This is a genomic window from Mitsuaria sp. RG, from assembly GCF_028369275.1.
Taxonomy (GTDB): Bacteria; Pseudomonadota; Gammaproteobacteria; order Pseudomonadales; family Pseudomonadaceae; genus Aquipseudomonas; species Aquipseudomonas peradeniyensis.
In genome coordinates this window covers 15,517-37,591 of sequence record NZ_JAQMYQ010000026.1, presented here as the reverse complement: position 1 = coordinate 37,591, position 22,075 = coordinate 15,517, and the positions used below count along the sequence as shown (strand labels likewise).

The window sequence follows — 22,075 nt, the reverse complement described above, 5'->3', positions numbered from 1 at the left end:
GCGATGGCGGCCATGGTCATCGCGGGACAAGCCCGCTCCCACGCAGATCAGGGCATCAGCGCGAAACGGGGGTCGGTTTTTGGTGCTCGGCCCGGCGCTCCAGCACCTCGTACACCGACGGATACGCCGGCCGCTCCACGTAGCGCCCCGCGCCCGGCTCGGCACGCAGGTCGCCATCGGCCCAGAGCACCTTGCCCTGGCTGATGGTGTGGCTGGGGATGCCGCGCACGGTGCGGCCTTCGAAGATGTTGAAGTCGACCCGCTGGTGATGGGTCTGGGCGCTGATCGTGCGCGTGCCCTGCGGATCCCACAGCACCAGGTCGGCGTCGGCACCGACGCGGATGGCGCCCTTGCGCGGGAACAGGTTGAAGATCTTCGCGGTATTGGTGGAGGTCAGCGCGACGAACTCGTGGATCGACAGGCGCCCGCTGTTCACCCCGGCATCCCACAGCACCGCCATGCGGTCCTCGATACCTGCAGTGCCGTTGGGAATGCGGCTGAAATCGTCGCGGCCCATGGCCTTCTGCTCGGCGCAGAAGCAGCAGTGGTCGGTGGCCGTGGTGTGCAGGTTGCCCGACTGCAGGCCCCCCCACAGTGCGTCCTGGTGCTCGCGCGGGCGGAACGGCGGGCTCATCACGTAGCCGGCGGCGGTGGCCCAGTCCGGGTCGCGGTAGACGCTGTCGTCCAGCAGCAGGTGGCCCGGCAGCACCTCGCCGTACACCGGCTGGCCCTTGGCCCGGGCATAGGTGATCTCGTCCAGCGCCTCGCGGCTGGAGACATGCACCAGGTACAGCGGCGTGCCGAGGGTCTCGGCGATGCGAATGGCGCGGCTGGCGGCCTCGCCCTCCACCTGCGACGGGCGCGACAGCGGATGCGCCTCGGGCCCGGTCAGGCCCTGGGCCAGCAGTTTCTTCTGCAGGTGATAGACCAGCTCGCCGTTCTCGGCGTGCACCGTCGGCACCGCGCCCAGTTGCAGGCAGCGTTCGAAGCTGGCCACCAGGGTGTCGTCGGCGGCCATGATCGCGTTCTTGTAGGCCATGAAGTGCTTGAAGCTGTTCACCCCATGCTTGGCCACCAGCTCGCCCATCTCCTCGGCCACCTGCTCGCTCCACCAGGTGATGGCGACGTGGAAGCCGTAGTCGCTGGCGCTCTTCTGCGCCCAGCCGCGCCAGGTGTGAAACGCCTCGAGCAGCGATTGCTGCGGGTTGGGGATGACGAAGTCGATGATCGAGGTGGTGCCCCCGGCCAAGCCTGCGGCGGTGCCGCTGAAGAAGTCCTCGCTGGCCACCGTGCCCATGAACGGCAGTTGCATGTGGGTATGCGGATCGATGCCACCGGGCATCAGGTACTGGCCAGAACCGTCGAGGACTTCGCAATCGGTGGGGGTTTCGAGGTGGCTGCCGATGGCGCGGATCAGGCCATCGACACACAGGACATCTGCACGGTAGCTCTCTTCATGGGTAACCACGGTGGCGCCACGGATCAACAGGGACATGCCGTTTTCCTCGCAGGCTGACCGGTCTTCTGGCCGGTTCTTGGAATTGTTTCGGGCCGGGCGCTGGAGGCGATTCGTTCAATCCTGTCAGGCCTGACAAGAATCGAGGCTAGTATCTGATCGGATATTGATCAAGAAAAAATATATGCAAATATCTTATTTTGTATCTTATTGATTATTAACAATAATTTATCAAAATCACCAAAATGTGACACCCCTTCACCATTTTGACGCACTTGACAGGAAGCCAAATTGGTCAAGATTTCCTATGCAAAATCAGCTGTTTGTTTCCTGGCTGGATGGCGCAGGCCGCGCCGGTGGTTTCCCAGGTTGCACCCGTTTGAACCACGCGGGTGATGGACCGGCCAGACAGACGGCGTACCAGGGTGCCCACCCCGCCCTCGTCGTCGCGCTGAAGAATGCCTTTGCAAGACAGTGAGTTACCTCCGGTTGGCGGCGGCCGTCGGGAAGGCGCGGGCTTTCCCGGCACGTTTGTTGAAAACGCAGGCCACAACCGCCTGGCCGGGCCGCAGGTGCAGTACTGGTGGTGTGTGTACTCCGGCCATCGCGTCAGCCCGATGAGCGACAACTACAAGAAAAAAGACCTGGAGAACCCCATGCAACAGAGCAGATCGCAAGTGGTCGAGCAGCATGGCCTGTTCGAGCTCGACGCCGGCAGCGACGTCCTCGACAGCCCCCGCTACAACCACGACATCGCCCCGACCAAGGTGCACCAGCGCACCTGGAACAAGTGGCACATCACCGCGCTGTGGGTGGGCATGTCCATCTGCGTGCCCACCTACACCCTCGGCGGCGTGCTCACCGCCTACTTCGGCCTGAGCGTGGGCGAGGCGCTGCTGGCGATCCTGCTGGCCAACCTCATCGTGCTGATTCCGCTGACCCTCAACGCCTTCCCCGGCACCAAGTACGGCATCCCGTTCCCGGTGCTGCTGCGCGCCTCGTTCGGCGTCTTCGGCTCCAACGTACCGTGCCTGATCCGCGCCGTGGTGGCCTGCGGCTGGTTCGGTATCCAGACGATGTTCGGCGGGCTGGCCATCCACCTCTTCCTCGGTTCGCTGTTCCCCGAGTGGAAGGCCCTGGGCGGCACCGGTGAGGTGATCGGCTTCATGCTGTTCTGGTCACTGAACCTGTGGGTGGTGCTGCGCGGCGCCGAATCGATCAAGTGGCTGGAGACGCTGTCGGCGCCGCTGCTGGTGGCGGTGGGTGTCGGCCTGCTGTTCTGGGCGCTGCCGCACATGTCGATGAGCGAGCTGCTGGCGCAGCCACCCAAGCGCCCCGAGGGCGCCAGCGTGGTCGGCTACTTCTGCGCCGGGCTTACCGCCATGGTCGGCTTCTGGGCCACGCTGTCGCTGAACATCCCCGATTTCAGCCGTTACGCGAAAAGCCAGAAGGACCAGATCCTCGGGCAGATCTTCGGCCTGCCGCTGACCATGTTCCTGTTCGCTTCGCTGGGCGTGATCATGACCGCCGCGTCCGCCTCGCTGGTGGGCAAGACAGTGTCCGACCCGGTGAGCCTGATCGGCCATATCCAGAGCCCCGGCTGGGTGGCCCTGGCCATGGCGCTGATCATCATCGCCACGCTGTCGACCAACACTGCGGCTAACATCGTCTCGCCCACCAACGACTTCCAGAACATCGCCCCGCGCCTGATCGGGCGCAGCCGCGCGGTCTGGCTGACCGGTTTCATCGGCCTGGCGCTGATGGGCCACGAGTTGCTCAAGAAGCTCGGCTGGATCGTCTCCGACCTGAGCCTTGAGAGCGTGTACTCCAACTGGCTGCTGGGCTACTCCAGCCTGCTCGGGCCGATCGCCGGGATCATGGTGGTGGACTACTTCCTGGTGCGCCGCCAGCACCTGGACCTGGCCGGGCTGTACCGCGACGACGTGTACCCGGCCTGGAACTGGGCCGGGTTCGTCGCCTTCGGCGTGCCGGTGGCGCTGACCGTGATGGCCATCGGCAACAGCAGTTTCAGCTGGTTCTACGACTATGGCTGGTTCACCGGCTCGCTGCTCGGCGGCGGGCTCTACTACGCACTCGGCGGCCTCGCGGTGCGCGGGCCGGCGCGGCTGGCCAAGCCGTTGCCGTGATGTTCCCTGTGGGAGCGGCTTCAGCCGCGAAGCAAGCGACGCGGTGGATGGCACCGGCTTGGCCGGTGTTCGCGGCTAAAGCCGCTCCCACAGGCCCCTGCAAAATCGATAAGTGATGTGCAGCGCCATGAGAGCCGACTTGCCGGCGAACAGGGCCGAAGAATAAAACAACCTGAGGAGGCACCCATGACCACTCCCGCCAAGGAAGTCCTGCAGTCCACCGAACAGCATGTCAGCAGCGCCCGCCTGTGGCAGTCACTGATGGACCTCGCCCGCCTCGGCGCCACGGCCAAGGGCGGCGTCTGCCGCCTGGCGCTGACCGACCTCGACCGCCAGGCCCGCGACCTGTTCGTGCAGTGGTGCGAGGCGGCCGGCTGCACGGTGAGCATCGACGCGGTCGGCAACATATTCGCCCGCCGCCCAGGCCGCAATCCCAAGCTGCCACCGGTGATGACCGGCAGCCATATCGACACCCAGCCCACCGGTGGCAAGTTCGACGGTTGCTTCGGCGTGATGGCCGGGCTGGAGGTGATCCGCACCCTCAATGACCTGGGCGTGGAGACCGAGGCACCGCTGGAGGTGGTGGTGTGGACCAACGAGGAAGGCTCGCGCTTCGCCCCGTGCATGATGGGCTCGGGGGTGTTCGCCAGCAAGTTCACCCTCGAACAGACCCTGGCCAAGCGCGACGCCCAGGGCGTGAGCGTCGGCGAGGCACTGAACGCCATCGGCTACGCCGGCAGCCGCGTCGTGACCGGCCACCCGGTGGGCGCCTACTTCGAGGCGCACATCGAACAGGGCCCGATCCTCGAGGACCAGCGCAAGACCATCGGCGTGGTGCTCGGCGCCCTCGGCCAGAAGTGGTTCGACCTGACCCTGCGCGGTGTCGAGGCCCACGCCGGCCCAACCCCCATGCACCTGCGCAAGGACGCTCTGGTCGGCGCCGCCGCCGTGGTCGAGGCGGTCAACCGCACCGCCCTCGCCCACCAACCCCATGCCTGCGGTACGGTCGGCTGCCTGCAGGCCTACCCTGGCTCGCGCAATGTGATCCCCGGCGAAGTGCGCATGACCCTGGACTTCCGTCACCTCGAAGGCGAGCAACTGGACGCGATGATCGCCGAGGTGCGCCAGGTGATCGAGGCCACCACCGCGAAACACGGGCTGAGCTACGAGCTGGTGCCCACCGCCGACTTCCCCGCCTTGTACTTCGACAAGGGCTGTGTCGAGGCGGTGCGCAACTCTGCGCGCAACCTGGGCCTGGCGCACATGGACATCGTCAGCGGCGCCGGGCACGACGCGATCTTCCTCGCCGAGCTGGGCCCGGCCGGGATGATCTTCGTGCCCTGCGAGGGCGGCATCAGCCACAACGAAATCGAGAACGCCGCCCCCGAGGACCTCGCGGCCGGTTGCGCGGTGCTGCTGCGGGCGATGCTGGCGGCATCGGAGGCGATTGCCAGCGGGCGGTTGGCGGCCTAGCAGCTTGTATGAGCCCTTGCGGTGAGAGGGCTGCGTGGGAACGGGCTTGTCGGAACGCCGCACCGCCCGGAATGCAGGCGACGCGATGCATGGCACGGGCGGTGCCGGTGTTCCGGGCGGTGCGGCGTTCCGACAGGCCCGCTCCCACGTTACACATTCACCGTCCGTGAGCCTTGGCTTAGCCCGGTGTCGGCCCCTTGGCGCAAAATTCCCGCGCGCGGCGGTATACTCGCCCACCTTCGAACCGCGCCCGGGAATCCGCCATGCAGCAAGTCCTGCTCATCGTCGATGTGCAATCCACCTTCAGCCCCTCCGAGAAACTGGTGGATGGCATCCGCGTGTTGTCGGCGCACATCCCCACCATCGCCTCGATCGAGCTGCACGACGAGCAGGTGACCCCGTTCCAGCGCCAGCTCGGCTGGCACCCGGCTGCTGAAGATGTGGCCCTGGTCGAGGCGGACAAGGTGTTCGTCAAGCATGGCTACGGCCAGGCCACCGAGACCCTCGACTACATCAAGCGCCTCGGCGTCGAGCGGGTGCTGGTCTGCGGGTTGCAAACCGAAACCTGCGTGCTGGCCGCCGGCTTCGCCCTGTTCGATGCGGGCCTGACGCCAACGCTGGTTACCGACCTGACCATGGGCTCTTCGCTGGACCGCTCCGGGCAGCTGGGCATCGACCTGTGGAAACACCACTTCGGCCACGTCACTACCGCCGCCGAGGTGCTGTCCGGGCTGCGCGACCCACGAGGCAACCCATGAGCGCCAAGCGCGTATTGATCGTCGAGGACGACGCCGATAGTGCAAGCATTCTGGAAGCCTACCTGAAGCGCGATGGCTTCGAGGTGGACATCGCCGAGGACGGCGCCCGCGGGCTGGCCCTGTTCCGCCAGCGCACGCCAGCGATCGTGCTGCTGGACATGATGCTGCCAAAAATGTCAGGGCCGGAGCTGCTGACCGAGATCCGCCGCGGCGCCGACACCCCGGTGATCATGGTCACCGCCATCGGCGACGAGCCGGACAAGATCGGCGCCCTGCGCTACGGCGCCGACGACTACGTGGTCAAGCCCTGCAACCCCAAGGAAGTGGTGGCCCGGGTACACGCGGTGCTGCGCCGCTACGGCGCATCGGCCGACAGTCGCCAGCGCCTGGAATGCCTGGGCGTCTGGGTCGATGCCGAGCGTTTCGTGGCCGGGGTGCGGGCCAGCGATGGCGAGGAGCAGGTGCTCGACCTGACCCGCTCGGAACTGCTCCTGCTCGCCGCGCTGCTGCGCACTCCGAGCAAGGCCTTCAGCCGCGAGGAACTGCTCGAATTGTGCATGCCCGAGAGCGATGCGCTGGTACGTATCATCGACACCCACGTGCTCAACCTGCGGCGCAAGCTCGCAGCCCTGGGCGTCAGCGGCGCGCTGGTGACCGTGCGCTCCGTTGGCTATCGGTTCCGCTGACCGCCATGAGCAAACGTCCGCTGTGGCTGTGGGTCGGCCTGAGAATGACCCTGCTCGCCGTTGGCGCGGTGATCACCATCACCGTGTGCATGTACCTGTACTTCTGGATCAGCGACTACCTGGTGCTGCAGTCGATGCGGCCCGAGGACCGCGCCGCGCTGCTGGCCGGCCTGGCCGATGTGCCGCGCAACGAGTCCCGGCTGTGGCAGTTGCTGCAGACCTACTACGACATCCACGACTTTCTCCCCGGCCCCGGCAACAGCATCGACTGGCTGGTGCTGTACGGCTTTGTCATCGTAGTCATCCCGTTCACCCTGATGGTCGGCCTGTACCTGTCCAGGCCGCTGTCCCGGCAGTTCCGCCAGATCGCCGTAGGGGCACGGCGGGTGGCCGAGGGCGACCTCAGCGTGCGGGTCAGCCAGCACCCGCGCCAGCCCAAGGAAATGCAGCGCCTGTGCACCGACTTCAACAAGCTGGTCGAGCGCCTGGCGCTGTACGAAAGCGAAGTGGCCGAGTCGAGCTCCAACCTGGCCCATGAACTGCGCACCCCGCTCAATGCCGCGCTGGGCCGGGTACAGGGGATGCTCGACGAGGTGTTCCCGCTGTGCCCCGAGCAACTGCGCCTGGTGCAGAACCAGCTGTACAACCTCAATACCCTGGTGGGCGACCTGCACCTGCTGTCCCTGGCCCATGCCGGGCAGTTGCCCCTGCACATCAGCCTGTTCTCCCCGGCCAGGCTGGTCGAGGAGCGCCTGGCCTGGTTCGCGCCGCAGTTCGAGGCCGCCGGAATGCAATTGCACTCGGCGCTGGCCGATGACGTGGTGATCGAGGCCGACCCGGCGCGGGTTGGCCAGCTGATCAACATCCTGATCGAGAATGCCCTGAAATATGCCTCCGACGGCCGCGAGCTCAGCGTCGCCGTGTGCCAGGCCAAAGGCTGCGTGCAGTTGGAGTTTCTTGATCGTGGGCAAGCGGTCGAGCAGAAGGACCTGGGCAACATGTTCGTGCGCTTCTGGCGCGCCGAACAGTCACGGGCACGGGTCAGCGGTGGTGGTGGCCTGGGCCTGTCGATCGCCCAGGCGATCTGCGAGGCCCATGGCGGCCGCATTTCGGCGCAGCGCCGGGCCGAGGGCGGGCTGGCGCTGCAGGTGACATTGCCCCTGGTCACCACAGCCTGAAGGCTTCACACGTTGCCCTGTAGGAGCGGCCTTGTGCCGCGAAAGGGGCGCGTAGCGGCCCCAGGATCTCTACATCATGCAAAATCGCCGGGGCTGCTACGCGCAGCCCTTTCGCGGCACAAGGCCGCTCCTACAGGGAAACACAAGCGCGGCTCCTGCCCTGATCGAGCTTCAGGGACACTGGCAGGTGGTTGGGCCGAACACCGGCCCGGCACATGGATCCTTACCTGGACCAAACACCGGGCACGACGCCTGGGCCGTGGCGACGAGCCCCCACGACAGCAGCACAGCCAACATGGCTTTCTTCACGGATAACCTCCTGGTCAATGATTGTCTTCCTTGCGCCCTCAGGCGATCAGGGCTCGCACACGCAGGTCGTGGGGCCCAGCACCGGACCTGCGCACGGATCCTCCCCTGGCCCCAGTACCGCGCAGTCGGCCTGTGCCGTCAGCGAGAACATCCACAGCAGCATCGCGGCTGCCAGCCATTTTCCATTCATGATGACCTCCCTGGTCGAAACATCGATTGCGCCCATACGCTCGAACGTCGGGCATGCAACAGAAAAGACCATCCCCGCAAATGCGCCAATAGACCAATGTCTAGTGCGGCAAAACCGCACCCGATCACCAACGCAGCAGCCGAGGCCCTGCCAACGCCCCGACGACGGTCGGCAGCAACATCCCCAGCAGGTACCACAGCCCCCAGAACGGCACCGTCATTTCCGGGCAGTGCAGGCAGTACACGAGGGTCGCGGTGGATCCGGCGAGCAACCCGCCGGCGGCGCCTGCCTGGCGCAGCCGGGTCGGCGCCAGGCCGCGCAGGGCCCAGAACACGGCGGCGAATACGGGTGCCGAGAGCAGGGCGATGTTCAACGCGCAGGTGCGCCAGGTGCGGCCGAAGATCAGGTCGGCGCGGGCCTCCACCGGCGCGCCGGCCAGGCTGACGGCTGCCCCCAGCCACACCAGCAGCAGCGGCAGGCCGAGCAATCCCCACAGCGCGCCGCCGCGCACACCTGGCCTGGCCAGGCGCTGGGTCAGCCACAGGGCCAGCAGGCCCAGGCTGGTGGGCAAGGCCAGCTTGGCCCAGAACAACGGCGTGCGCGCCACCTCGGCCAGATCGCTGCGCACGCCGTAGATGGCCACGGTCATCAACAATGCGCCCAGCATGCCGGCCAGCAGCGCCAGCAGCAGGCGGCGCGCCAGCACGTGACGATCCACCGGCTCTGCGGCGGTCGCCAAAAGGCTGATCAACTCATCGGTCTTCATGGTCGTCTTTACCTCGAATCAACCTTCCCAGGGCCTTGAGCCCCCGGTGTATGCCCACCTTCACCGCCGAACTGGACAACCCGGTGATACGCGCGGTTTCCTCCACCGACAGCCCTTCCAGCTTGACGTGAACGATGGGCAGGCGCTGGCGGTCGGGCAACTGCCCGAGCAGCTTGTTCAGGTCCCGGCTGGCCTGGGCCGGCTCTTCTTCGCCACAGGCGAACAACTCGCTGTCATCCTCCAGCGGCTCGTGGCGCGCCTCGCGCCGGGCCTGGCCGCGCCAGTGGTCGGCCAGCTTGTAGCGGGCGATCGCCTGCACCCAGGCGGTCAACGGTTGCTGCGCCTGGTAGGTGTGGCGGGCATTGTGCACCGCCAGCAGCACCTCCTGCAGCAAGTCTTCGACCTCGGCCGGTCGTTGCGCCAGGCGCCGACGCAAAAAACCACGCAAGTGCACCGCCAGCGCCGCGAGGAATTCGCGATAGGCCCCGGCGTCACCGGCCAGACCAAGCAACAGCAGGGCCTGCAGCTGTGATTCGCGTGCACTGAGCACATCCTGTGGGTTAGTTCGTTGCATCGGCCGCCGGGGTTACACCGTCTGTGGGTTTCTTTTTTATCCAACCATCGCCGCAACGCCCTGCGCAAGCACCGACGCCGCTTCCTTACCTTAGGTGGCCGGCGCAGGTGGCGAAAAATATTTTGCAAGCGCTGTAACCGCCTCGCCTATCGCCGCGAACTACTCCATGAGCCGCCGGTACATCGCCACGGCCCCATCTTCTGGAGACGACACCATGAAAACCCTCGCCCTCGCCACCGCCGCCCTCGCCCTTGCCTCGCTGGCAGGCGCAGCCCTGGCCGACGACACCACCAAGGCGGCCACCATGGAGAAATGCTACGGCGTGGCCATGGCCGGCAAGAACGACTGCAAGGCCGGCGCCGGCACCACCTGCGCCGGCAGCGCGAAAAAAGACTACGACGGCATGCAGTGGAAAAACGTGCCGACGGGTACCTGCACCTCGATCAAGACCCCCAACGGCATGGGTTCGCTGACCCCGATCAAATCCTGAGCACAGGCCATCGACCATGAACGGAAATACGCCGATGGGCGCAGGGCTCGGCCTCAAGGCCGAGCACTATGACCAGGCCTGGGCCTGCCACGCCGAAGGGTTGTGGTTCGAAGTCCATCCGGAAAACTACATGGTCGGCGGCCCTCGCCTGGCCTGGCTGGCGCGGATGGCCGAGCGCCATCCGCTGTCGCTGCACGGCGTGGCACTGTCACTGGCGGCGGATGCCGAACCTGACGCCACGCACCTGCGGCGCCTGCGTACCCTGATCGACCAGGTACACCCGGCCCTGGTGTCGGAACACCTGGCCTGGTCGACCTGGCGCGGCCAGTATCATCCGGACCTGCTGCCCTTCCCCCGCAGCGACGAGGCCCTGGCCCGCATTGCCGACAACATCCAGCGCACCCAGGACGCTTTGGGGTGCCGCATCTCCATCGAGAACCCCAGCCACTACCTGCACCTGCAGGGCCATGACCTGGATGAGATCGACTTCCTCGCCGAGCTGGTGCGACGCACCGGCTGCGGCCTGTTGCTGGACGTCAACAATGTGTACGTCAGTGCCTACAATCTCGGCTTCGATGCCGCCAACTACCTCGCCCGCTTCCCTGCCCAGGCCATCACCGAGATCCACCTGGCCGGACACCGTCACGACGCCCAGGGCGCACTGCTGGTCGATTCCCACGACGCCGCCATCGCCGCGCCGGTGTGGTCGCTGTACCAGCAGTTGATCGCCCGCATCGGTCCGCGTCCGACCCTGATTGAACGCGACGGCAACATCCCCGCGTTTGACGAACTGCTCGCCGAACGCGCCCTCGCCCAGGCCACCCTCGACCTGGCAGGAGCCTTGCCATGAACCTGCGCCTCGGACAGTTCCAGAATGCCTTCATCGACGCCGTCTATCAGCGCCCCGCGCCTGAGCTGGCGGCACTGACAGCACAGCCCGCGTTCACGGTGTACCGCAACACGGTGCTGGCCGGTTGCGTCGAGGCCCTGCGCGCCAACTTTCCCAGCGTCGAAACCCTGGTCGGGCGCCAATGGATGCACGACGCCACCGCGGAATATGCCCGGCAATCGCCGCCCTGTGATGTGCGACTGATCCGATATGGCGCGGCGTTTCCGGCATTTCTCGAGGCGTTGCAGCCCGTCCATGGGCTTTGCTACCTGGCGGACGTCGCACGGCTGGACTACGCCTGGTGCGAAGCGTTCGGCGCCGACGACGAGCCCTGGCTGACATTGGCCGACCTGGCCGGCATGACCGCCTCGGACCTCGAACGCAGCCACTTGAGCCCGTGCTCCGGCGTACGCTGGCACTGGTTCGACCAGCATCCTGCCTACAGCCTCTGGCACCACAGCCGCGACGGCAGGGCCTGGCCCGAGGATCGGCCCTGGGTGGCCGAGGGCGCCCTGCTCAGCGGCGCCCGTGAAGGCGTCGTCCACCAGCCGTTGAGCCTGGGGGGATGCACCTTCCTCGATGCCTGTGCCGCCGGCTACACATTGGACAAGGCCTCACAGCTTGCCCTGCACGCCCAACCCGACCTGGACTTCAGTGACCTGCTTGGCGGGCTGCTGAATGCCCGGGCCTTGCGCCCGCTCGCCTTCGCCTGAGGAAAACGCCATGGACATCAGCCACGCCAGCCCATCGCCCCACGGCCTGCGCCTTTACTGGAACCGCGCCGCCGCACAGCTGCAACGCTTGCTCGGCGACAGTGTCCTGTGCCTGGTCGCCCGCCTGGGCATCGCCTCGATCTTCTTTCTGTCCGGTCGGACCAAGGTCGAAGGCCTGCTGAGCATCACCCCCGGCACCTACGAGCTGTTCCAGAGCGAGTACGCCTTGCCACTGGTGTCACCCTGGCTGGCGGCGCACCTGGCGACTTACGCCGAGCACTTGTTCCCGCTGTTGCTGGTGCTCGGCCTGTTCACCCGACTGTCGGCCCTGGCCCTGCTGGGCATGACCCTGGTGATCGAGATCTTCGTCTACCCGGATGCCTGGCCCACCCACCTTTCCTGGGCCGGCCTGCTCCTGCTGCTGATCGCCCGGGGCGGCGGGGCACTGTCCCTGGACCGGGTGCTGCGGTTGCGCTAAAGAAAAAGGGTTGCCAGGCTAATGCCTGTGGGATTGCGCTTCATCGCACTTATTGGGGCTGCTTTGCAGCCCTTCGCGGGTAAACCCGCTCCCACAGGATCGCGCAAACGCTGAAGCGAGCGCTGTACTTGTGGGAGCGGGTTTACCCGCGAAGGGTCGCGCAGCGACCCAACGGTCTTAACTGACTGGCATTAGTCGCCAGGCGACCCTTTTCACTCATTCGAGCGGCTCGGCTCAGAGCCCTGCCGCCCGCGCCCGCGCCGCGTGCAGTTTCTTGTAGCTTTCCACCAGGCGCAGGTGGCGGTCCATCCCTTCGAGTTGCAGGTTGGTCGGCGTCAGCCCATGGAAGCGCACGCTGCCATCCACCGAGCCCAGCACCGCGTCCATCCGCTCATTGCCGAACATGCGCCGGAAGTTGTGCTCGTAGTCGGCCATCTCCAGCTCATCGTCCAGCACCACCTCCAGCACCACGTTCAGCGCCTGGTAGAACAGCCCGCGCTCGACGGTGTTGTCGTTGAACTGCAGGAACATCTCGACCAGCTCCTTGGCGTCCTCGAAACGCTGCAGCACCAGGTGGATCAGCAGCTTCAGCTCGAGGATGGTCAGCTGGCCCCACACCGTGTTGTCGTCGAACTCGACGCCGATCAGCGTGGTGATGGTGGTGTAGTCGTCCACCTCGGCGTTGTCCAGGCGCTTGAGCAGCAGCTTCAGCGAACGGTTGTCCAGCTTGTGCAGGTTGAGGATGTCGGCCCGGAAACCCAGGGCGCGGTTGGTGTTGTCCCAGATCAGGTCCTCGACCGGGTAGATCTCCGAATAGCCCGGCACCAGAATGCGGCAGGCGGTGGCGCCGAGGTCGTCGTACACGGCCATGTACACCTCCTTGCCCAGGTCTTCGAGGATGCCGAACAGGGTCTGGGCCTCCTGCTGGTTGGAGTCCTCGCCGTGGCCCGAGAAGTCCCACTCGACGAACTCGAAGTCGGCCTTGGCGCCGAAGAAGCGCCACGACACCACGCCGCTGGAATCGATGAAGTGCTCGACGAAGTTGTTCGGCTCGGTCAGCGCCAGGCTGTCGAAGGTCGGTTGCGGCAGGTCGTTCAGGCCCTCGAAGCTGCGGCCCTGGAGCAGCTCGGTGAGGCTGCGTTCCAGCGCCACCTCGAAGCTCGGGTGAGCGCCGAACGAGGCGAACACGCCACCGGTGCGCGGGTTCATCAGGGTCACGCACATCACCGGGAACTCACCGCCCAGCGACGCGTCCTTGACCAGCACCGGGAAGCCCTGCTCCTCCAGCCCCTGGATGCCGGCGACGATGCCCGGGTACTTGGCCAGCACTTCCTGCGGCACGTCCGGCAGGCACAGCTCGCCTTCGAGGATCTCGCGCTTGACCGCCCGCTCGAAGATCTCCGACAGGCACTGCACCTGCGCCTCGGCCAGGGTGTTGCCGGCGCTCATGCCGTTGCTCAGGTACAGGTTCTCGATCAGGTTGGACGGGAAGTACACCGTCTCACCGTCCGACTGGCGCACGAACGGCAGCGAGCAGATGCCACGCTCCTTGTTGCCCGAGTTGGTGTCGTACAGGTGCGAACCGCGCAGCTCGCCGTCGGGGTTGAAGATCTGCAGGCAGTGCTCGTCGAGGATCTCGGCCGGCAGCGCGTCCTTGGGCCCTGGTTTGAACCACTGCTCGTTGGGGTAGTGCACGAACGCCGCGTTGGCGATGTCCTCGCCCCAGAACTGGTCGTTGTAGAAGAAGTTGCAGTTCAGCCGCTCGATGAACTCGCCCAGCGCCGAGGCCAGCGCCGCTTCCTTGGTCGCGCCCTTGCCGTTGGTAAAGCACATCGGCGACTGCGCGTCGCGCACGTGCAGCGACCAGACGTTGGGCACGATGTTGCGCCACGAGGCGATCTCGATCTTCATCCCCAGGCCTGCGAGGATCGCCGACATGTTGGCGATGGTCTGCTCCAGCGGCAGGTCCTTGCCCGGGATGTAGGTGGTGCTGTCGGACACCGGCATCAGCAGCGCCTGGGCATCGGCGTCGAGGTTGTCGACCTCCTCGATGATGAACTCGGGGCCGGTCTGCACCACCTTCTTCACGGTGCAGCGGTCGATGGAGCGCAGGATGCCCTGGCGGTCCTTCTCGGAGATGTCCTCGGGCAGCTCGACCTGGATCTTGAAGATCTGGTTGTAGCGGTTCTCGGGGTCGACGATGTTGTTCTGCGACAGGCGGATGTTCTCGGTCGGAATATCGCGGGTCTGGCAGTACAGCTTGACGAAGTACGCCGCGCACAGGGCCGACGACGCCAGGAAGTAGTCGAACGGCCCCGGGGCCGAGCCGTCGCCCTTGTAGCGGATCGGCTGGTCGGCGATCACCGTGAAGTCGTCGAACTTGGCTTCGAGACGAAGGTTGTCGAGAAAATTGACCTTGATTTCCATGCGCAGGGGTACCAAAAGCGGGCGGGAACGGATAAATGGCGGGCATTATCCGGGATTTTTGCCGGGAAGTGTTGGCTGGCGACGAGTTGGAGGTCGGCCGCTCACCTGCATGCGGTGCCCGGGCTTTTCAAGGTGTTCGACGTTAGCGTTGCAGCGCCTATGAGATCGAGCGCCGCCCACGCGGCGCATCGCGACGCAAGGCCGCTCCCACATTTGTTGCAACGTGCCGAACCTGTCAGGCCATGGTTGCCCGCCTTGGCGCATGTCTTGAGACAGGTGGAGCGACAGTGGTGCCCACGCTGAAACCGCGTTGTACCAACAAGGCGGACCAGGTAATGGCACAGGAGAAATTGGCCCGAAACAGATGTGGGAGCAACTGTCTTGCTCAATTTTTAGAATCTGGCGCGATCCCTGTGGGAGTGGGTTTACCCGCGAAGCAGGCGACGCGGTACCTGGCACCGGCTATGCCGGTGTTCGCGGGCAAGCCCGCTCCCACAGCGACCGTGCAGCCCTAAAGCCACGCGCCACGCCTGTGGGAGCGGCCTTGTGCCGCGATGCGCCGCGCGGGCGGCGCTCGATCTGATAGGCGCTGTAACGGTTGCGGTGGACACCTGGAGGCCCTCACCCGGTCAATAACCCTTACACCCCAAAGGCCATAAAAGGGACAACCCCAGGCCCGAATCCGCCGCGATGCCTACTCCGCCCTGAAACTCCAGACGATCTCGACCACCCGCGACGCCAGGATCAGGTAGACCAGGCACAGGGTCACCTGCAGTACCGTGTGATAGGGCAACTTCGCCAGGCGGTGCAAGGTATCGCTGACATTCAGCAGAAACAGCAGCGCCGACACCAGGATCAACCCCCAGCCGGTGAAACTGAACACCCACAGCCCCAGCAGGACCTGCTGGTTGCCGTGGATCGCCTCGGTGCCTGCGGCGAACAGCAGCGCGCACACCAGCAGGTTCTTGAAATTGTCGAAGACCTTGGCACTGAGGTCGGCGTCGAGCAGTGCGAGGTACTTTTGCCAGAGTCTGCGCATGGGGCTCTCCCACGGATACGGTCGTCAGCGCAAGTCTAGGCCAGCCCTCTCAAGGTGTTCGGCGTCTCTCAGATCGAACGCCTGGCGTTTTTCTTGACGATGGCCTTCATCCGCGTCGCGGCCCGCTGCACGGTCGCCATCTTCTCCGGGCGTTTCATGCCCCGCCATTTGCGGATCTCGTCCCGGGTACGGCCGCAGCTCACGCACAACTCGCTGTTGAGCTGGCACAGCGAGACGCAGGGGTTGTCGATGTCTTTGGCCATGGGGCACTCCAATGTCGGGCGCGCATGATAACGGTTCGGCTATCGCCCTTGAACCGACCCATCCCTGAGGAAGTGGTTTGCGCCCACCGCCGGTGGCTCGCCATTTCCCACTCAAGCCCTCTAAAATGCCACTTCCAGCCTGAACGGAAGCAAGCCATGCTCGCCTCACTGATACGCCCTTCCCCTGCCCCACTGCTTGCGCCAGGGGAAACCGTGTTGCTGTTCGACGGTGTGTGCAGGCTGTGCAACGGCTGGGCGAGGTTCGTTATCCGCCATGATCGCCACTTGCGTATCCGCCTGGCCACGGTCCAATCAGCGCAAGGCCAGGCCCTGCTGGCCTGGGCAGGCCTGCCGGTGACAGCGTTCGACACCATGGCGGTGATCCGCGATCGACACTACTGGGTACGCTCCGAGGCCTTCTTCGAGGTGGTCCGCCAGCTGCCCGGTGCCTGGCCGCTGCTGCGCGTGCTGCGCCTGTGTCCCCGCAGATTGCGGGACTGGCTGTACGACCGCGTGGCGCTCAACCGCTATCGGCTGTTCGGCCGATACGACCAATGCCTGCTGCCCAGCCCGGACCACCGGCATCGTTTCCTCGAGGAGCAGCCATGAGCCGTCTCCACCAGGTCCATTGGCTGGCCCGGGCCAGCCTGGCCTTCGTGTTCGCCTACCATGGGCTGGTACCCAAGCTGATCATTCTTAGCCCCGGTGAACAGGTGCTGCTGCAAGCCCACGGGCTGGCACACGCCACCTGGTTGTCACAGGCCGCCGGCGTGGCCGAACTGGCGCTCGCCGCCCTGCTGCTGATGCCACGGCTGGTCTGGCCGTTGCTGGTCGGCGCAGCGGTATTGCTGGGCCTGCTGGTGGATGTGGCGGTGATGCAACCCTCGATGCTGGTGGATGCCTTCAACCCGGTTTCGCTGAATGTGGCGGGGATGGCGCTGTGTGCCGTGGCTTGGCTTTCCCGCCAGGACGCTGCAAGCCAGTCCCCCGCGAATATCCCGAGCCATTGCTGAGCGACTGTTGCCACAGCAACACCCCACTGCTGCGCCACCAGCAGCCCCGCTCGCAGCCCCTGTAAAACCGTAACCTGATCCCTGGCACGGCGATTGCGATACCTCGGTATCACCCGCCGTGCACAAGGTTCGCCATGTCCCCATTCAAAGCCCTCACCTGGCTGGTCTCGCCCCTGGCCCTGCTCGCCTTGTGGGCTGCAGTCGCCGACGCCGCACTGTTCCCGGCCAACCTGCTGGTGCCGCCCCTGGAGGTCTGGCGCAGCTTCGCCGACCTGCTGGCCACCGGCGAATTGCAGGAGCACCTGGCCGGCAGCCTGTCGCGCCTGTCGCTGGGCTTCGCCGCCGGCGCGCTGGCCGGCCTTGCGTTCGGCACGGCCATGGCCCTGTCAGACACGGTCGAGGCCTATTGCGCGCCGCTGTTCCATACCCTGCGGCAGATCCCCAGCATCGCCCTGATCCCGATGCTGGTGCTGCTATTGGGTATCGACGAGACCTTCAAGGTGGTGATCGTCGCCAAGACCGCGTTCTTCCCGGTGGCCCTGGCCACGGTCGAGGGCATCCGCGCCATCCCCCGCAGCCACTTCGAAGTGGCCGCCGTGTACCGCCTGCGCTGGCCGACCCTGGTCGCACGCATCGCCCTGCCCGCCGCGGTGCCGGCCATCGTCACCGGCGTGCGCGTGGCCCTGACCCGCGCCTGGGTGGTGCTGGTGGCCTGCGAGTTGCTGGCGGCCGACAGCGGCCTGGGGCAGATGATCGAGATGGGCCGGCAGATGCTGCGCATCGATGTGGTGATGGTGGGCGTGGCGATCACCGGGGTGATCGGCTTTGCCCTGGACTTCTCGCTGCGCCGTGTCGAACGGCGCCTGTCCGGCTGGCAAGCCGGGAGGTAATGATGAATCTGCGCAACCTGCGTGGCCTGCTGCTGCCACTGCTGCTGATCGGCGCCTGGGAACTGGCCTCGCGCCAGGACGCCGCCGGCGCCTACGCCTTCGTGCCATTGGCGACCATCGGCCAGGCCCTGGTGGAACTGCTGGGCAACGGCGAGCTGCTGGTCAACCTGCTGGCCAGCCTGGCCCGCACCAGCGCCGGCCTCGCCCTGGGCATCGTCGGTGGCGTCGCTCTGGGCGCGCTCATGGCCCTGTCGCCCCTGGCCAACCGCCTGGTGGCACCGTTGTTCCACGCCCTGCGCCAGGTGCCGATGCTCGGCTGGATCCCGCTGATCGCCCTATGGCTGGGCAACGGCGAAGCGTCGAAGCTGCTGATCGTCAGCCTGGCGGCACTGTACCCGATGGTGCTCAACACCTTCGAGGGCCTGCGCCAGGTCGATGTGCGCCATCGCGAAGTCGGCCAGGTGCTGGCGCTCGGGCACTGGCAGCAATTGCGCCTGGTGCTGCTGCCCGCCGCCCTGCCGAGCATCGTCACCGGTGTGCTGCAGGCCCTGGCCTTCGCCTGGGTCACGGCGGTCGGCAGCGAGCTGTTCCTCGCCTCCGGCGCCGGCCTGGGCAACCTGATGATGAACGCCGAGGCCGGCGCACGCATGGAGATCATCGTGATCTGCGTGCTGTGCATCGGCCTGTGCGGCTACCTGATGACCTGGCTGTCCACCCTGCTCGCCCGCCGCTTGCTGCGCTGGCGCCCCACCCGTTGAAAGGCCCGACCATGACCGCCATCGCCCAATCCCTTCCCGCCCACGTGCAGACCGGCGCGCTGAGCATCCGCAACCTGAGCAAGACCTACCCGCTCAAGGGCCGGCCCGTGCCGGTGCTGCAAGGCATCGACCTGGACATCCGCCCTGGCGAGTTCGTCAGCATCCTTGGCGCCAGCGGCTGCGGCAAGTCCACCCTGCTGCGCCTGCTCGTCGGCCTGGACCCGGACTACCAGGGGCAGATCCTGCTCGACGGCCAGCCGCTGAACGGCCCGGGCCTGGAGCGCGGCATCGTGTTCCAGGACCACCGCCTGTTCCCCTGGATGACGTTGCAGCAGAACATCGCCCTGGCCTTGAAGAACCATGACCTGGGCACGGCGCAGAAGCAGCGCCTGGTCGATGAGCACATCGCCCTGGTCGGCCTGCGAGGCTACGAGCAGGCCTATCCGCACCAGCTCTCCGGCGGCATGGCCCAGCGCGGCGCGATCGCCCGGGCGCTGGTGAACAAGCCCAAGGTGCTGCTGCTCGACGAGCCCTTCGGCGCCCTCGATGCCCTGACCCGCGTGCGCCTGCAGCAGGAGCTGCAGCGCATCTGGATACAGGAGCGCTGCACGGTGATCATGGTCACCCACGATATCGAGGAGGCCTTGTACCTGGGGGACCGGGTGATCGTGATGGAGGCCAATCCGGGGCGCATCGGCGAGCAGGTGCAACTGGAGCTGGCACATCCGCGACAACGCGATACGGCGCTGTTGTTCCAGCACAAGCAGCGCCTGTTGGCGCAACTGGTCGGGCATTGACCTGTCCGGCGTGGGCATGGCCGGCTCGGTCATCAGCAGCTAACCGAGCATGTGGGCCAGCACCGTGGCCATCGCGCCACCGATGACGAAACCGCCGACGTTAGACCGGGTGGGGGTCTCCAGGTGTTCGCCGCAACCCTTGCAGCGCCTATGAGATCGAACGCCGCCCGCGCGGCGCTCGATCTCAAGAACGCTGCAACTCTGTCGTCGAACACGATGCCACGAAGCGATACCTTCGCTTGGCAACATTTCGATGCAAAAATGCAACACACACCTGCGCCCGTACCGTTAGAATGGCCGCCTGGCGTGTGCTGCGTGCGCCCGGGAGCCTTCCCGAATACGGAGAACATTCATTTGTTTTCCGTGAGATTTGTCCATGTTGCACGCATGCCTCCATTCCCCATGGCCCTTCCTGCCCCGTGTCTTCACGGCGTGGGTTGTTGCGCCGCATTCCCCATCCTTCTTCTCGCCCTTCGCCGCAGTGGCCCGTCTTGTCCGGAGCCAGCGTCCCGCCGTGCCCGTTGCCCGCCGCGCCACTGCCACCGCGAGGGTGATGCCATGAACGAGGAGCGTTACATGACCGCACCCCTTCCACCCGTCAAGCCGCGCTCGATGCTGCGGCACCTGCTGGCCACCGAGGCGGCCGGCGGCGTCTTGCTGATGTTCACCGCCGCGCTGGCCATCGTCATCGCCAACAGCCCCTGGGCCAGTGCCTACCAGCACCTGCTGCACCTGCCCGTCGGCCCGGTGCTGACCGACAAGCTCGGCCCGATGACCGTGCACATGTGGATCAACGATGGCCTGATGGCGATCTTCTTCCTGCTGGTGGGCCTGGAGATCAAGCGCGAGCTGGTCGACGGTCGCCTGGCCAGTTGGGAGCAGCGTCGCCTGCCGGCCCTGCCGGCACTGATGGGCATGGCCGTGCCGGCGCTCATCTACCTGGCGGTGTCCCGTGGCGAGCCGGGCCTGGCCGACGGCTGGGCGATCCCGGCCGCCACCGACATCGCCTTCGCCGTCGGCGCCCTGGCCCTGCTCGGCCGGCACGCGCCGCTGTCGCTCAAGGTGATGCTGGTGTCGGTGGCGATCATCGACGACATGGGCGCGGTGGCGATCATCGCCGTGTTCTACACCTCGTCGCTGAACCTGCTGGCCCTGGCCGGCGCCGCCGGCATCGTCGCCGTGCTGCTGGCGTGCAATCGCCTGCGTGTGGTCAGCCTGTGGCCCTACCTGATCGGCGTGGCCGCGCTGTGGTACGTGACCCTGCTGTCGGGCGTGCACGCCACCATCGCCGGCGTGGTCGGTGCCCTGCTGATCCCCTACAGCACCGGCGACAGCGAGGCCCGCGAAGCCAGCCCGCTGCTCAAGCTGGAACATGGCCTGGCGCCCTGGGTCGGCTTCCTCATCGTGCCGGCCTTCGGCTTCGCCAACGCCGGCGTCTCGTTCGGCGACCTGGGCCTGAGCGACATCTTCGCCCCGCTGCCACTGGCCATTGCCCTGGGCCTGCTGCTGGGCAAGCAGCTCGGCGTGTTCGGCGGCGTGCTGCTGGCGGTCAAGACCGGCCTGGCCAGCAAGCCCCATGGCGCCAGCTGGCTGCAGATCTACGGCGTGGCAATGCTGTGCGGCATCGGCTTCACCATGAGCCTGTTCATCGGCGAGCTGGCCTTCCCCGGCCAGACCGAGAAGATCGACGCGGCCAAGATCGGCATCCTGCTGGGCTCGCTGCTGTCGGCGGTGATCGCCTGCCTGATCCTGCGTTTCGCGCCCAAGCCGGCGGATTGATACAAGCACTCGGGGCTGCCTGGCAGCCCCGTTCAATCTACTGGTAACTGAACTTGCGTGTAGTAACTGGACTTGCGTGGGAGCGGGCTTGCCCCGCGATCGTTTCTACAGCGCCACGCGGAACCTGCAGCCCACCTCACCCCCGCACCACCGACACCCCGCCATCCACCACCATGGCCGTCCCGGTCATGAAACTCGATGCCTGCGACGCCAAAAACAACGCCGCCTCGGCGATTTCCTGGGGTCGGGCCAGGCGCTTGAGGGCATGCAACCCTTCGACATGGGCCCTGGCCTCGGGGCTGTTCATCGCACTGCGGCCCATGGGCGTATCGGTACCGCCGGGCAGCAACGCGTTGGCGCGTATGCCGCGACTGCCCTGCTCCGCCGCAATGACCTGGACCAGCCCGACCAGCCCGGCCTTGCTCGCCGCATAGGCGGCCATGCCCGGCATGCCCACGCTGTGGCCGACAAAGGTCGAGGTGAAAATCAGCGAGCCGCCGCCACGGGCCAGCAACGCCGGAATCTGCGCCTGGGCGCAGAGGAAGGCGCTGGTGAGATTGGTGTGCAGGGTGTGTTGCCAGCCCTCCAGGGACAATTCGGGAACGGCAGCCAGTTCACCGAGGGTACCGGCATTGTTGAAGGCAATGTCCAGGCCACCGAAGCGCGCCACCGCCACGTCCACCAGTTCCCTGACCAATGCCGTATCGGTGATGTCGCCGGCCACGGCAACGGCCTGGCCTTGCCCTGCCGCCGCGATGTCCGCCGTCAACTGCTCAAGCTCGACCTCGCGCCGAGCCGTGAGCACAAGGTTGGCGCCGTGCCGGGCGAACAATGTCGCCGCAGCTCGGCCGATACCGGAGCTGGCGCCGGTGATGATTGCCACTTTGCCTGCCAGTTGCATGATAAGTACCTCGTCCTGAAGTTGGGTGCAGGGTGCGCGGGGTACTATCGGGTGGCGTGGTGCCGGGAAGCTCTCCGTTTCTTGTGCACTATCAACCTTGG

At 66.2% G+C, this 22,075-nt stretch carries 24 protein-coding genes; 15 read left to right on the top strand and 9 right to left on the bottom strand.

Going from position 1 to position 22,075, the window contains the following annotated elements; translation table 11 throughout:
• Positions 1–55: 55 nt before the first annotated feature.
• Positions 56–1,495, bottom strand: a complete 1,440-nt coding sequence (gene hydA / locus POF53_RS15655) for a dihydropyrimidinase (RefSeq protein ID WP_498968426.1) — start codon at positions 1,493–1,495, stop codon at positions 56–58.
• Between the two features lie 617 nt (positions 1,496–2,112).
• Between hydA and POF53_RS15650 the strand changes: the two genes are divergently transcribed.
• From POF53_RS15650 to POF53_RS15630, 5 genes are all read left to right on the top strand, one after another.
• On the top strand, positions 2,113–3,603 hold the full coding sequence (locus POF53_RS15650) for an NCS1 family nucleobase:cation symporter-1 (protein WP_232857488.1): 1,491 nt from the start codon (positions 2,113–2,115) through the stop codon (positions 3,601–3,603).
• 186 nt (positions 3,604–3,789) lie between these two features.
• Positions 3,790–5,076 carry a Zn-dependent hydrolase gene (locus POF53_RS15645; protein WP_232857489.1) on the top strand — a complete coding sequence of 429 codons (1,287 nt, stop codon included), beginning with the start codon at positions 3,790–3,792 and terminating at the stop codon, positions 5,074–5,076.
• Between the two features lie 263 nt (positions 5,077–5,339).
• Positions 5,340–5,834, top strand: a complete 495-nt coding sequence (locus tag POF53_RS15640; protein ID WP_232857490.1) for a cysteine hydrolase family protein — start codon at positions 5,340–5,342, stop codon at positions 5,832–5,834.
• Positions 5,831–6,520 carry a response regulator transcription factor gene (locus POF53_RS15635; RefSeq protein ID WP_203652142.1) on the top strand — a complete coding sequence of 230 codons (690 nt, stop codon included), beginning with the start codon at positions 5,831–5,833 and terminating at the stop codon, positions 6,518–6,520. Before POF53_RS15640 ends, POF53_RS15635 begins: the two co-directional genes overlap by 4 nt.
• Positions 6,521–6,525: 5 nt before the next feature.
• On the top strand, positions 6,526–7,698 hold the full coding sequence (locus POF53_RS15630) for an ATP-binding protein (protein ID WP_232857491.1): 1,173 nt from the start codon (positions 6,526–6,528) through the stop codon (positions 7,696–7,698).
• Positions 7,699–7,869: 171 nt separating this feature from the next.
• On the opposite strand, the gene POF53_RS15625 is transcribed toward POF53_RS15630, so the two are convergent.
• The 4 genes from POF53_RS15625 to POF53_RS15610 form a co-directional block, all read right to left on the bottom strand.
• Positions 7,870–7,995, bottom strand: coding sequence for a PA0050 family protein (locus POF53_RS15625; RefSeq protein WP_267967284.1), 126 nt, complete (start codon positions 7,993–7,995; stop codon positions 7,870–7,872).
• Positions 7,996–8,053: 58 nt separating this feature from the next.
• Positions 8,054–8,197, bottom strand: a complete 144-nt coding sequence (locus POF53_RS15620; protein ID WP_110738062.1) for a PA0050 family protein — start codon at positions 8,195–8,197, stop codon at positions 8,054–8,056.
• Between the two features lie 124 nt (positions 8,198–8,321).
• Positions 8,322–8,963 carry a DUF1109 domain-containing protein gene (locus tag POF53_RS15615; protein WP_203652140.1) on the bottom strand — a complete coding sequence of 214 codons (642 nt, stop codon included), beginning with the start codon at positions 8,961–8,963 and terminating at the stop codon, positions 8,322–8,324.
• Positions 8,950–9,537, bottom strand: a complete 588-nt coding sequence (locus tag POF53_RS15610; protein ID WP_110738064.1) for a sigma-70 family RNA polymerase sigma factor — start codon at positions 9,535–9,537, stop codon at positions 8,950–8,952. Before POF53_RS15610 ends, POF53_RS15615 begins: the two co-directional genes overlap by 14 nt.
• Before the next feature lie 214 nt (positions 9,538–9,751).
• Between POF53_RS15610 and POF53_RS15605 the strand changes: the two genes are divergently transcribed.
• Genes POF53_RS15605 through POF53_RS15590 form a run of 4 tightly spaced genes read left to right on the top strand, consistent with a single transcriptional unit; the run spans position 9,752 to position 12,107 of the window.
• Positions 9,752–10,027, top strand: a complete 276-nt coding sequence (locus tag POF53_RS15605; protein WP_203652138.1) for a BufA1 family periplasmic bufferin-type metallophore — start codon at positions 9,752–9,754, stop codon at positions 10,025–10,027.
• 16 nt (positions 10,028–10,043) lie between these two features.
• Complete coding sequence (gene bufB, locus POF53_RS15600) at positions 10,044–10,877, top strand: MNIO family bufferin maturase (protein ID WP_203652136.1); 834 nt, start codon at positions 10,044–10,046, stop codon at positions 10,875–10,877.
• Positions 10,874–11,629: an HvfC/BufC N-terminal domain-containing protein gene (locus tag POF53_RS15595; RefSeq protein WP_498968420.1), complete on the top strand. Its 756-nt coding sequence runs from the start codon at positions 10,874–10,876 to the stop codon at positions 11,627–11,629. Before bufB ends, POF53_RS15595 begins: the two co-directional genes overlap by 4 nt.
• 10 nt (positions 11,630–11,639) lie before the next feature.
• A complete protein-coding gene (locus POF53_RS15590) occupies positions 11,640–12,107 on the top strand; it encodes a DoxX family protein (RefSeq protein ID WP_203652135.1) in 468 nt (155 codons plus the stop codon).
• Positions 12,108–12,341: 234 nt separating this feature from the next.
• Here POF53_RS15590 and POF53_RS15585 read toward each other — a convergent pair whose 3' ends face one another.
• The 3 genes from POF53_RS15585 to POF53_RS15575 form a co-directional block, all read right to left on the bottom strand.
• Positions 12,342–14,534 (bottom strand): OsmC domain/YcaO domain-containing protein, encoded by a 2,193-nt coding sequence (locus POF53_RS15585; protein WP_234562930.1) that lies wholly within the window; start codon positions 14,532–14,534, stop codon positions 12,342–12,344.
• Between the two features lie 694 nt (positions 14,535–15,228).
• On the bottom strand, positions 15,229–15,573 hold the full coding sequence (locus tag POF53_RS15580; RefSeq protein ID WP_498968417.1) for a hypothetical protein: 345 nt from the start codon (positions 15,571–15,573) through the stop codon (positions 15,229–15,231).
• 68 nt (positions 15,574–15,641) lie between these two features.
• Positions 15,642–15,836 (bottom strand): DUF1289 domain-containing protein, encoded by a 195-nt coding sequence (locus tag POF53_RS15575; protein ID WP_186734552.1) that lies wholly within the window; start codon positions 15,834–15,836, stop codon positions 15,642–15,644.
• Positions 15,837–15,992: 156 nt separating this feature from the next.
• Between POF53_RS15575 and POF53_RS15570 the strand changes: the two genes are divergently transcribed.
• From POF53_RS15570 to nhaA, 6 genes are all read left to right on the top strand, one after another.
• Complete coding sequence (locus tag POF53_RS15570; protein WP_498968414.1) at positions 15,993–16,445, top strand: thiol-disulfide oxidoreductase DCC family protein; 453 nt, start codon at positions 15,993–15,995, stop codon at positions 16,443–16,445.
• Positions 16,442–16,849, top strand: a complete 408-nt coding sequence (locus POF53_RS15565) for a DoxX-like family protein (RefSeq protein WP_498968412.1) — start codon at positions 16,442–16,444, stop codon at positions 16,847–16,849. Before POF53_RS15570 ends, POF53_RS15565 begins: the two co-directional genes overlap by 4 nt.
• A 134-nt stretch (positions 16,850–16,983) precedes the next feature.
• Entirely contained in the window at positions 16,984–17,739 is a 756-nt protein-coding gene (locus POF53_RS15560) for an ABC transporter permease (protein WP_498968410.1), read from the top strand.
• A gap of 2 nt (positions 17,740–17,741) precedes the next feature.
• Positions 17,742–18,497, top strand: a complete 756-nt coding sequence (locus tag POF53_RS15555; RefSeq protein WP_203652128.1) for an ABC transporter permease — start codon at positions 17,742–17,744, stop codon at positions 18,495–18,497.
• An 11-nt stretch (positions 18,498–18,508) separates the two neighbouring features.
• Complete coding sequence (locus tag POF53_RS15550; RefSeq protein ID WP_498968408.1) at positions 18,509–19,294, top strand: ABC transporter ATP-binding protein; 786 nt, start codon at positions 18,509–18,511, stop codon at positions 19,292–19,294.
• A 576-nt stretch (positions 19,295–19,870) separates the two neighbouring features.
• Positions 19,871–21,073, top strand: coding sequence for a Na+/H+ antiporter NhaA (nhaA, locus tag POF53_RS15545; protein ID WP_203652126.1), 1,203 nt, complete (start codon positions 19,871–19,873; stop codon positions 21,071–21,073).
• A gap of 136 nt (positions 21,074–21,209) precedes the next feature.
• On the opposite strand, the gene POF53_RS15540 is transcribed toward nhaA, so the two are convergent.
• On the bottom strand, positions 21,210–21,974 hold the full coding sequence (locus POF53_RS15540; protein ID WP_203652125.1) for an SDR family oxidoreductase: 765 nt from the start codon (positions 21,972–21,974) through the stop codon (positions 21,210–21,212).
• Positions 21,975–22,075 lie beyond the last annotated feature (101 nt).

Bases quoted from the DNA above. Each gene is read 5' to 3' on its own strand.
- POF53_RS15585 (WP_234562930.1), bottom strand. From the start codon at position 14,534: ATGGAAATCAAGGTCAATTTTCTCGACAACCTTCGTCTCGAAGCCAAG.
- POF53_RS15620 (WP_110738062.1), bottom strand. From the start codon at position 8,197: ATGAATGGAAAATGGCTGGCAGCCGCGATGCTGCTGTGGATGTTCTCG.
- POF53_RS15580 (WP_498968417.1), bottom strand. From the start codon at position 15,573: ATGCGCAGACTCTGGCAAAAGTACCTCGCACTGCTCGACGCCGACCTC.
- nhaA (WP_203652126.1), top strand. From the start codon at position 19,871: ATGACCGCACCCCTTCCACCCGTCAAGCCGCGCTCGATGCTGCGGCAC.
- POF53_RS15645 (WP_232857489.1), top strand. From the start codon at position 3,790: ATGACCACTCCCGCCAAGGAAGTCCTGCAGTCCACCGAACAGCATGTC.
- POF53_RS15555 (WP_203652128.1), top strand. From the start codon at position 17,742: ATGAATCTGCGCAACCTGCGTGGCCTGCTGCTGCCACTGCTGCTGATC.
- POF53_RS15590 (WP_203652135.1), top strand. From the start codon at position 11,640: ATGGACATCAGCCACGCCAGCCCATCGCCCCACGGCCTGCGCCTTTAC.
- POF53_RS15650 (WP_232857488.1), top strand. From the start codon at position 2,113: ATGCAACAGAGCAGATCGCAAGTGGTCGAGCAGCATGGCCTGTTCGAG.
- POF53_RS15550 (WP_498968408.1), top strand. From the start codon at position 18,509: ATGACCGCCATCGCCCAATCCCTTCCCGCCCACGTGCAGACCGGCGCG.
- POF53_RS15540 (WP_203652125.1), bottom strand. From the start codon at position 21,974: ATGCAACTGGCAGGCAAAGTGGCAATCATCACCGGCGCCAGCTCCGGT.
- POF53_RS15565 (WP_498968412.1), top strand. From the start codon at position 16,442: ATGAGCCGTCTCCACCAGGTCCATTGGCTGGCCCGGGCCAGCCTGGCC.
- POF53_RS15615 (WP_203652140.1), bottom strand. From the start codon at position 8,963: ATGAAGACCGATGAGTTGATCAGCCTTTTGGCGACCGCCGCAGAGCCG.
- POF53_RS15595 (WP_498968420.1), top strand. From the start codon at position 10,874: ATGAACCTGCGCCTCGGACAGTTCCAGAATGCCTTCATCGACGCCGTC.
- POF53_RS15575 (WP_186734552.1), bottom strand. From the start codon at position 15,836: ATGGCCAAAGACATCGACAACCCCTGCGTCTCGCTGTGCCAGCTCAAC.
- hydA (WP_498968426.1), bottom strand. From the start codon at position 1,495: ATGTCCCTGTTGATCCGTGGCGCCACCGTGGTTACCCATGAAGAGAGC.
- POF53_RS15610 (WP_110738064.1), bottom strand. From the start codon at position 9,537: ATGCAACGAACTAACCCACAGGATGTGCTCAGTGCACGCGAATCACAG.
- POF53_RS15635 (WP_203652142.1), top strand. From the start codon at position 5,831: ATGAGCGCCAAGCGCGTATTGATCGTCGAGGACGACGCCGATAGTGCA.
- POF53_RS15640 (WP_232857490.1), top strand. From the start codon at position 5,340: ATGCAGCAAGTCCTGCTCATCGTCGATGTGCAATCCACCTTCAGCCCC.
- POF53_RS15605 (WP_203652138.1), top strand. From the start codon at position 9,752: ATGAAAACCCTCGCCCTCGCCACCGCCGCCCTCGCCCTTGCCTCGCTG.
- POF53_RS15630 (WP_232857491.1), top strand. From the start codon at position 6,526: ATGAGCAAACGTCCGCTGTGGCTGTGGGTCGGCCTGAGAATGACCCTG.
- POF53_RS15625 (WP_267967284.1), bottom strand. From the start codon at position 7,995: ATGTTGGCTGTGCTGCTGTCGTGGGGGCTCGTCGCCACGGCCCAGGCG.
- POF53_RS15560 (WP_498968410.1), top strand. From the start codon at position 16,984: ATGTCCCCATTCAAAGCCCTCACCTGGCTGGTCTCGCCCCTGGCCCTG.
- POF53_RS15570 (WP_498968414.1), top strand. From the start codon at position 15,993: ATGCTCGCCTCACTGATACGCCCTTCCCCTGCCCCACTGCTTGCGCCA.
- bufB (WP_203652136.1), top strand. From the start codon at position 10,044: ATGAACGGAAATACGCCGATGGGCGCAGGGCTCGGCCTCAAGGCCGAG.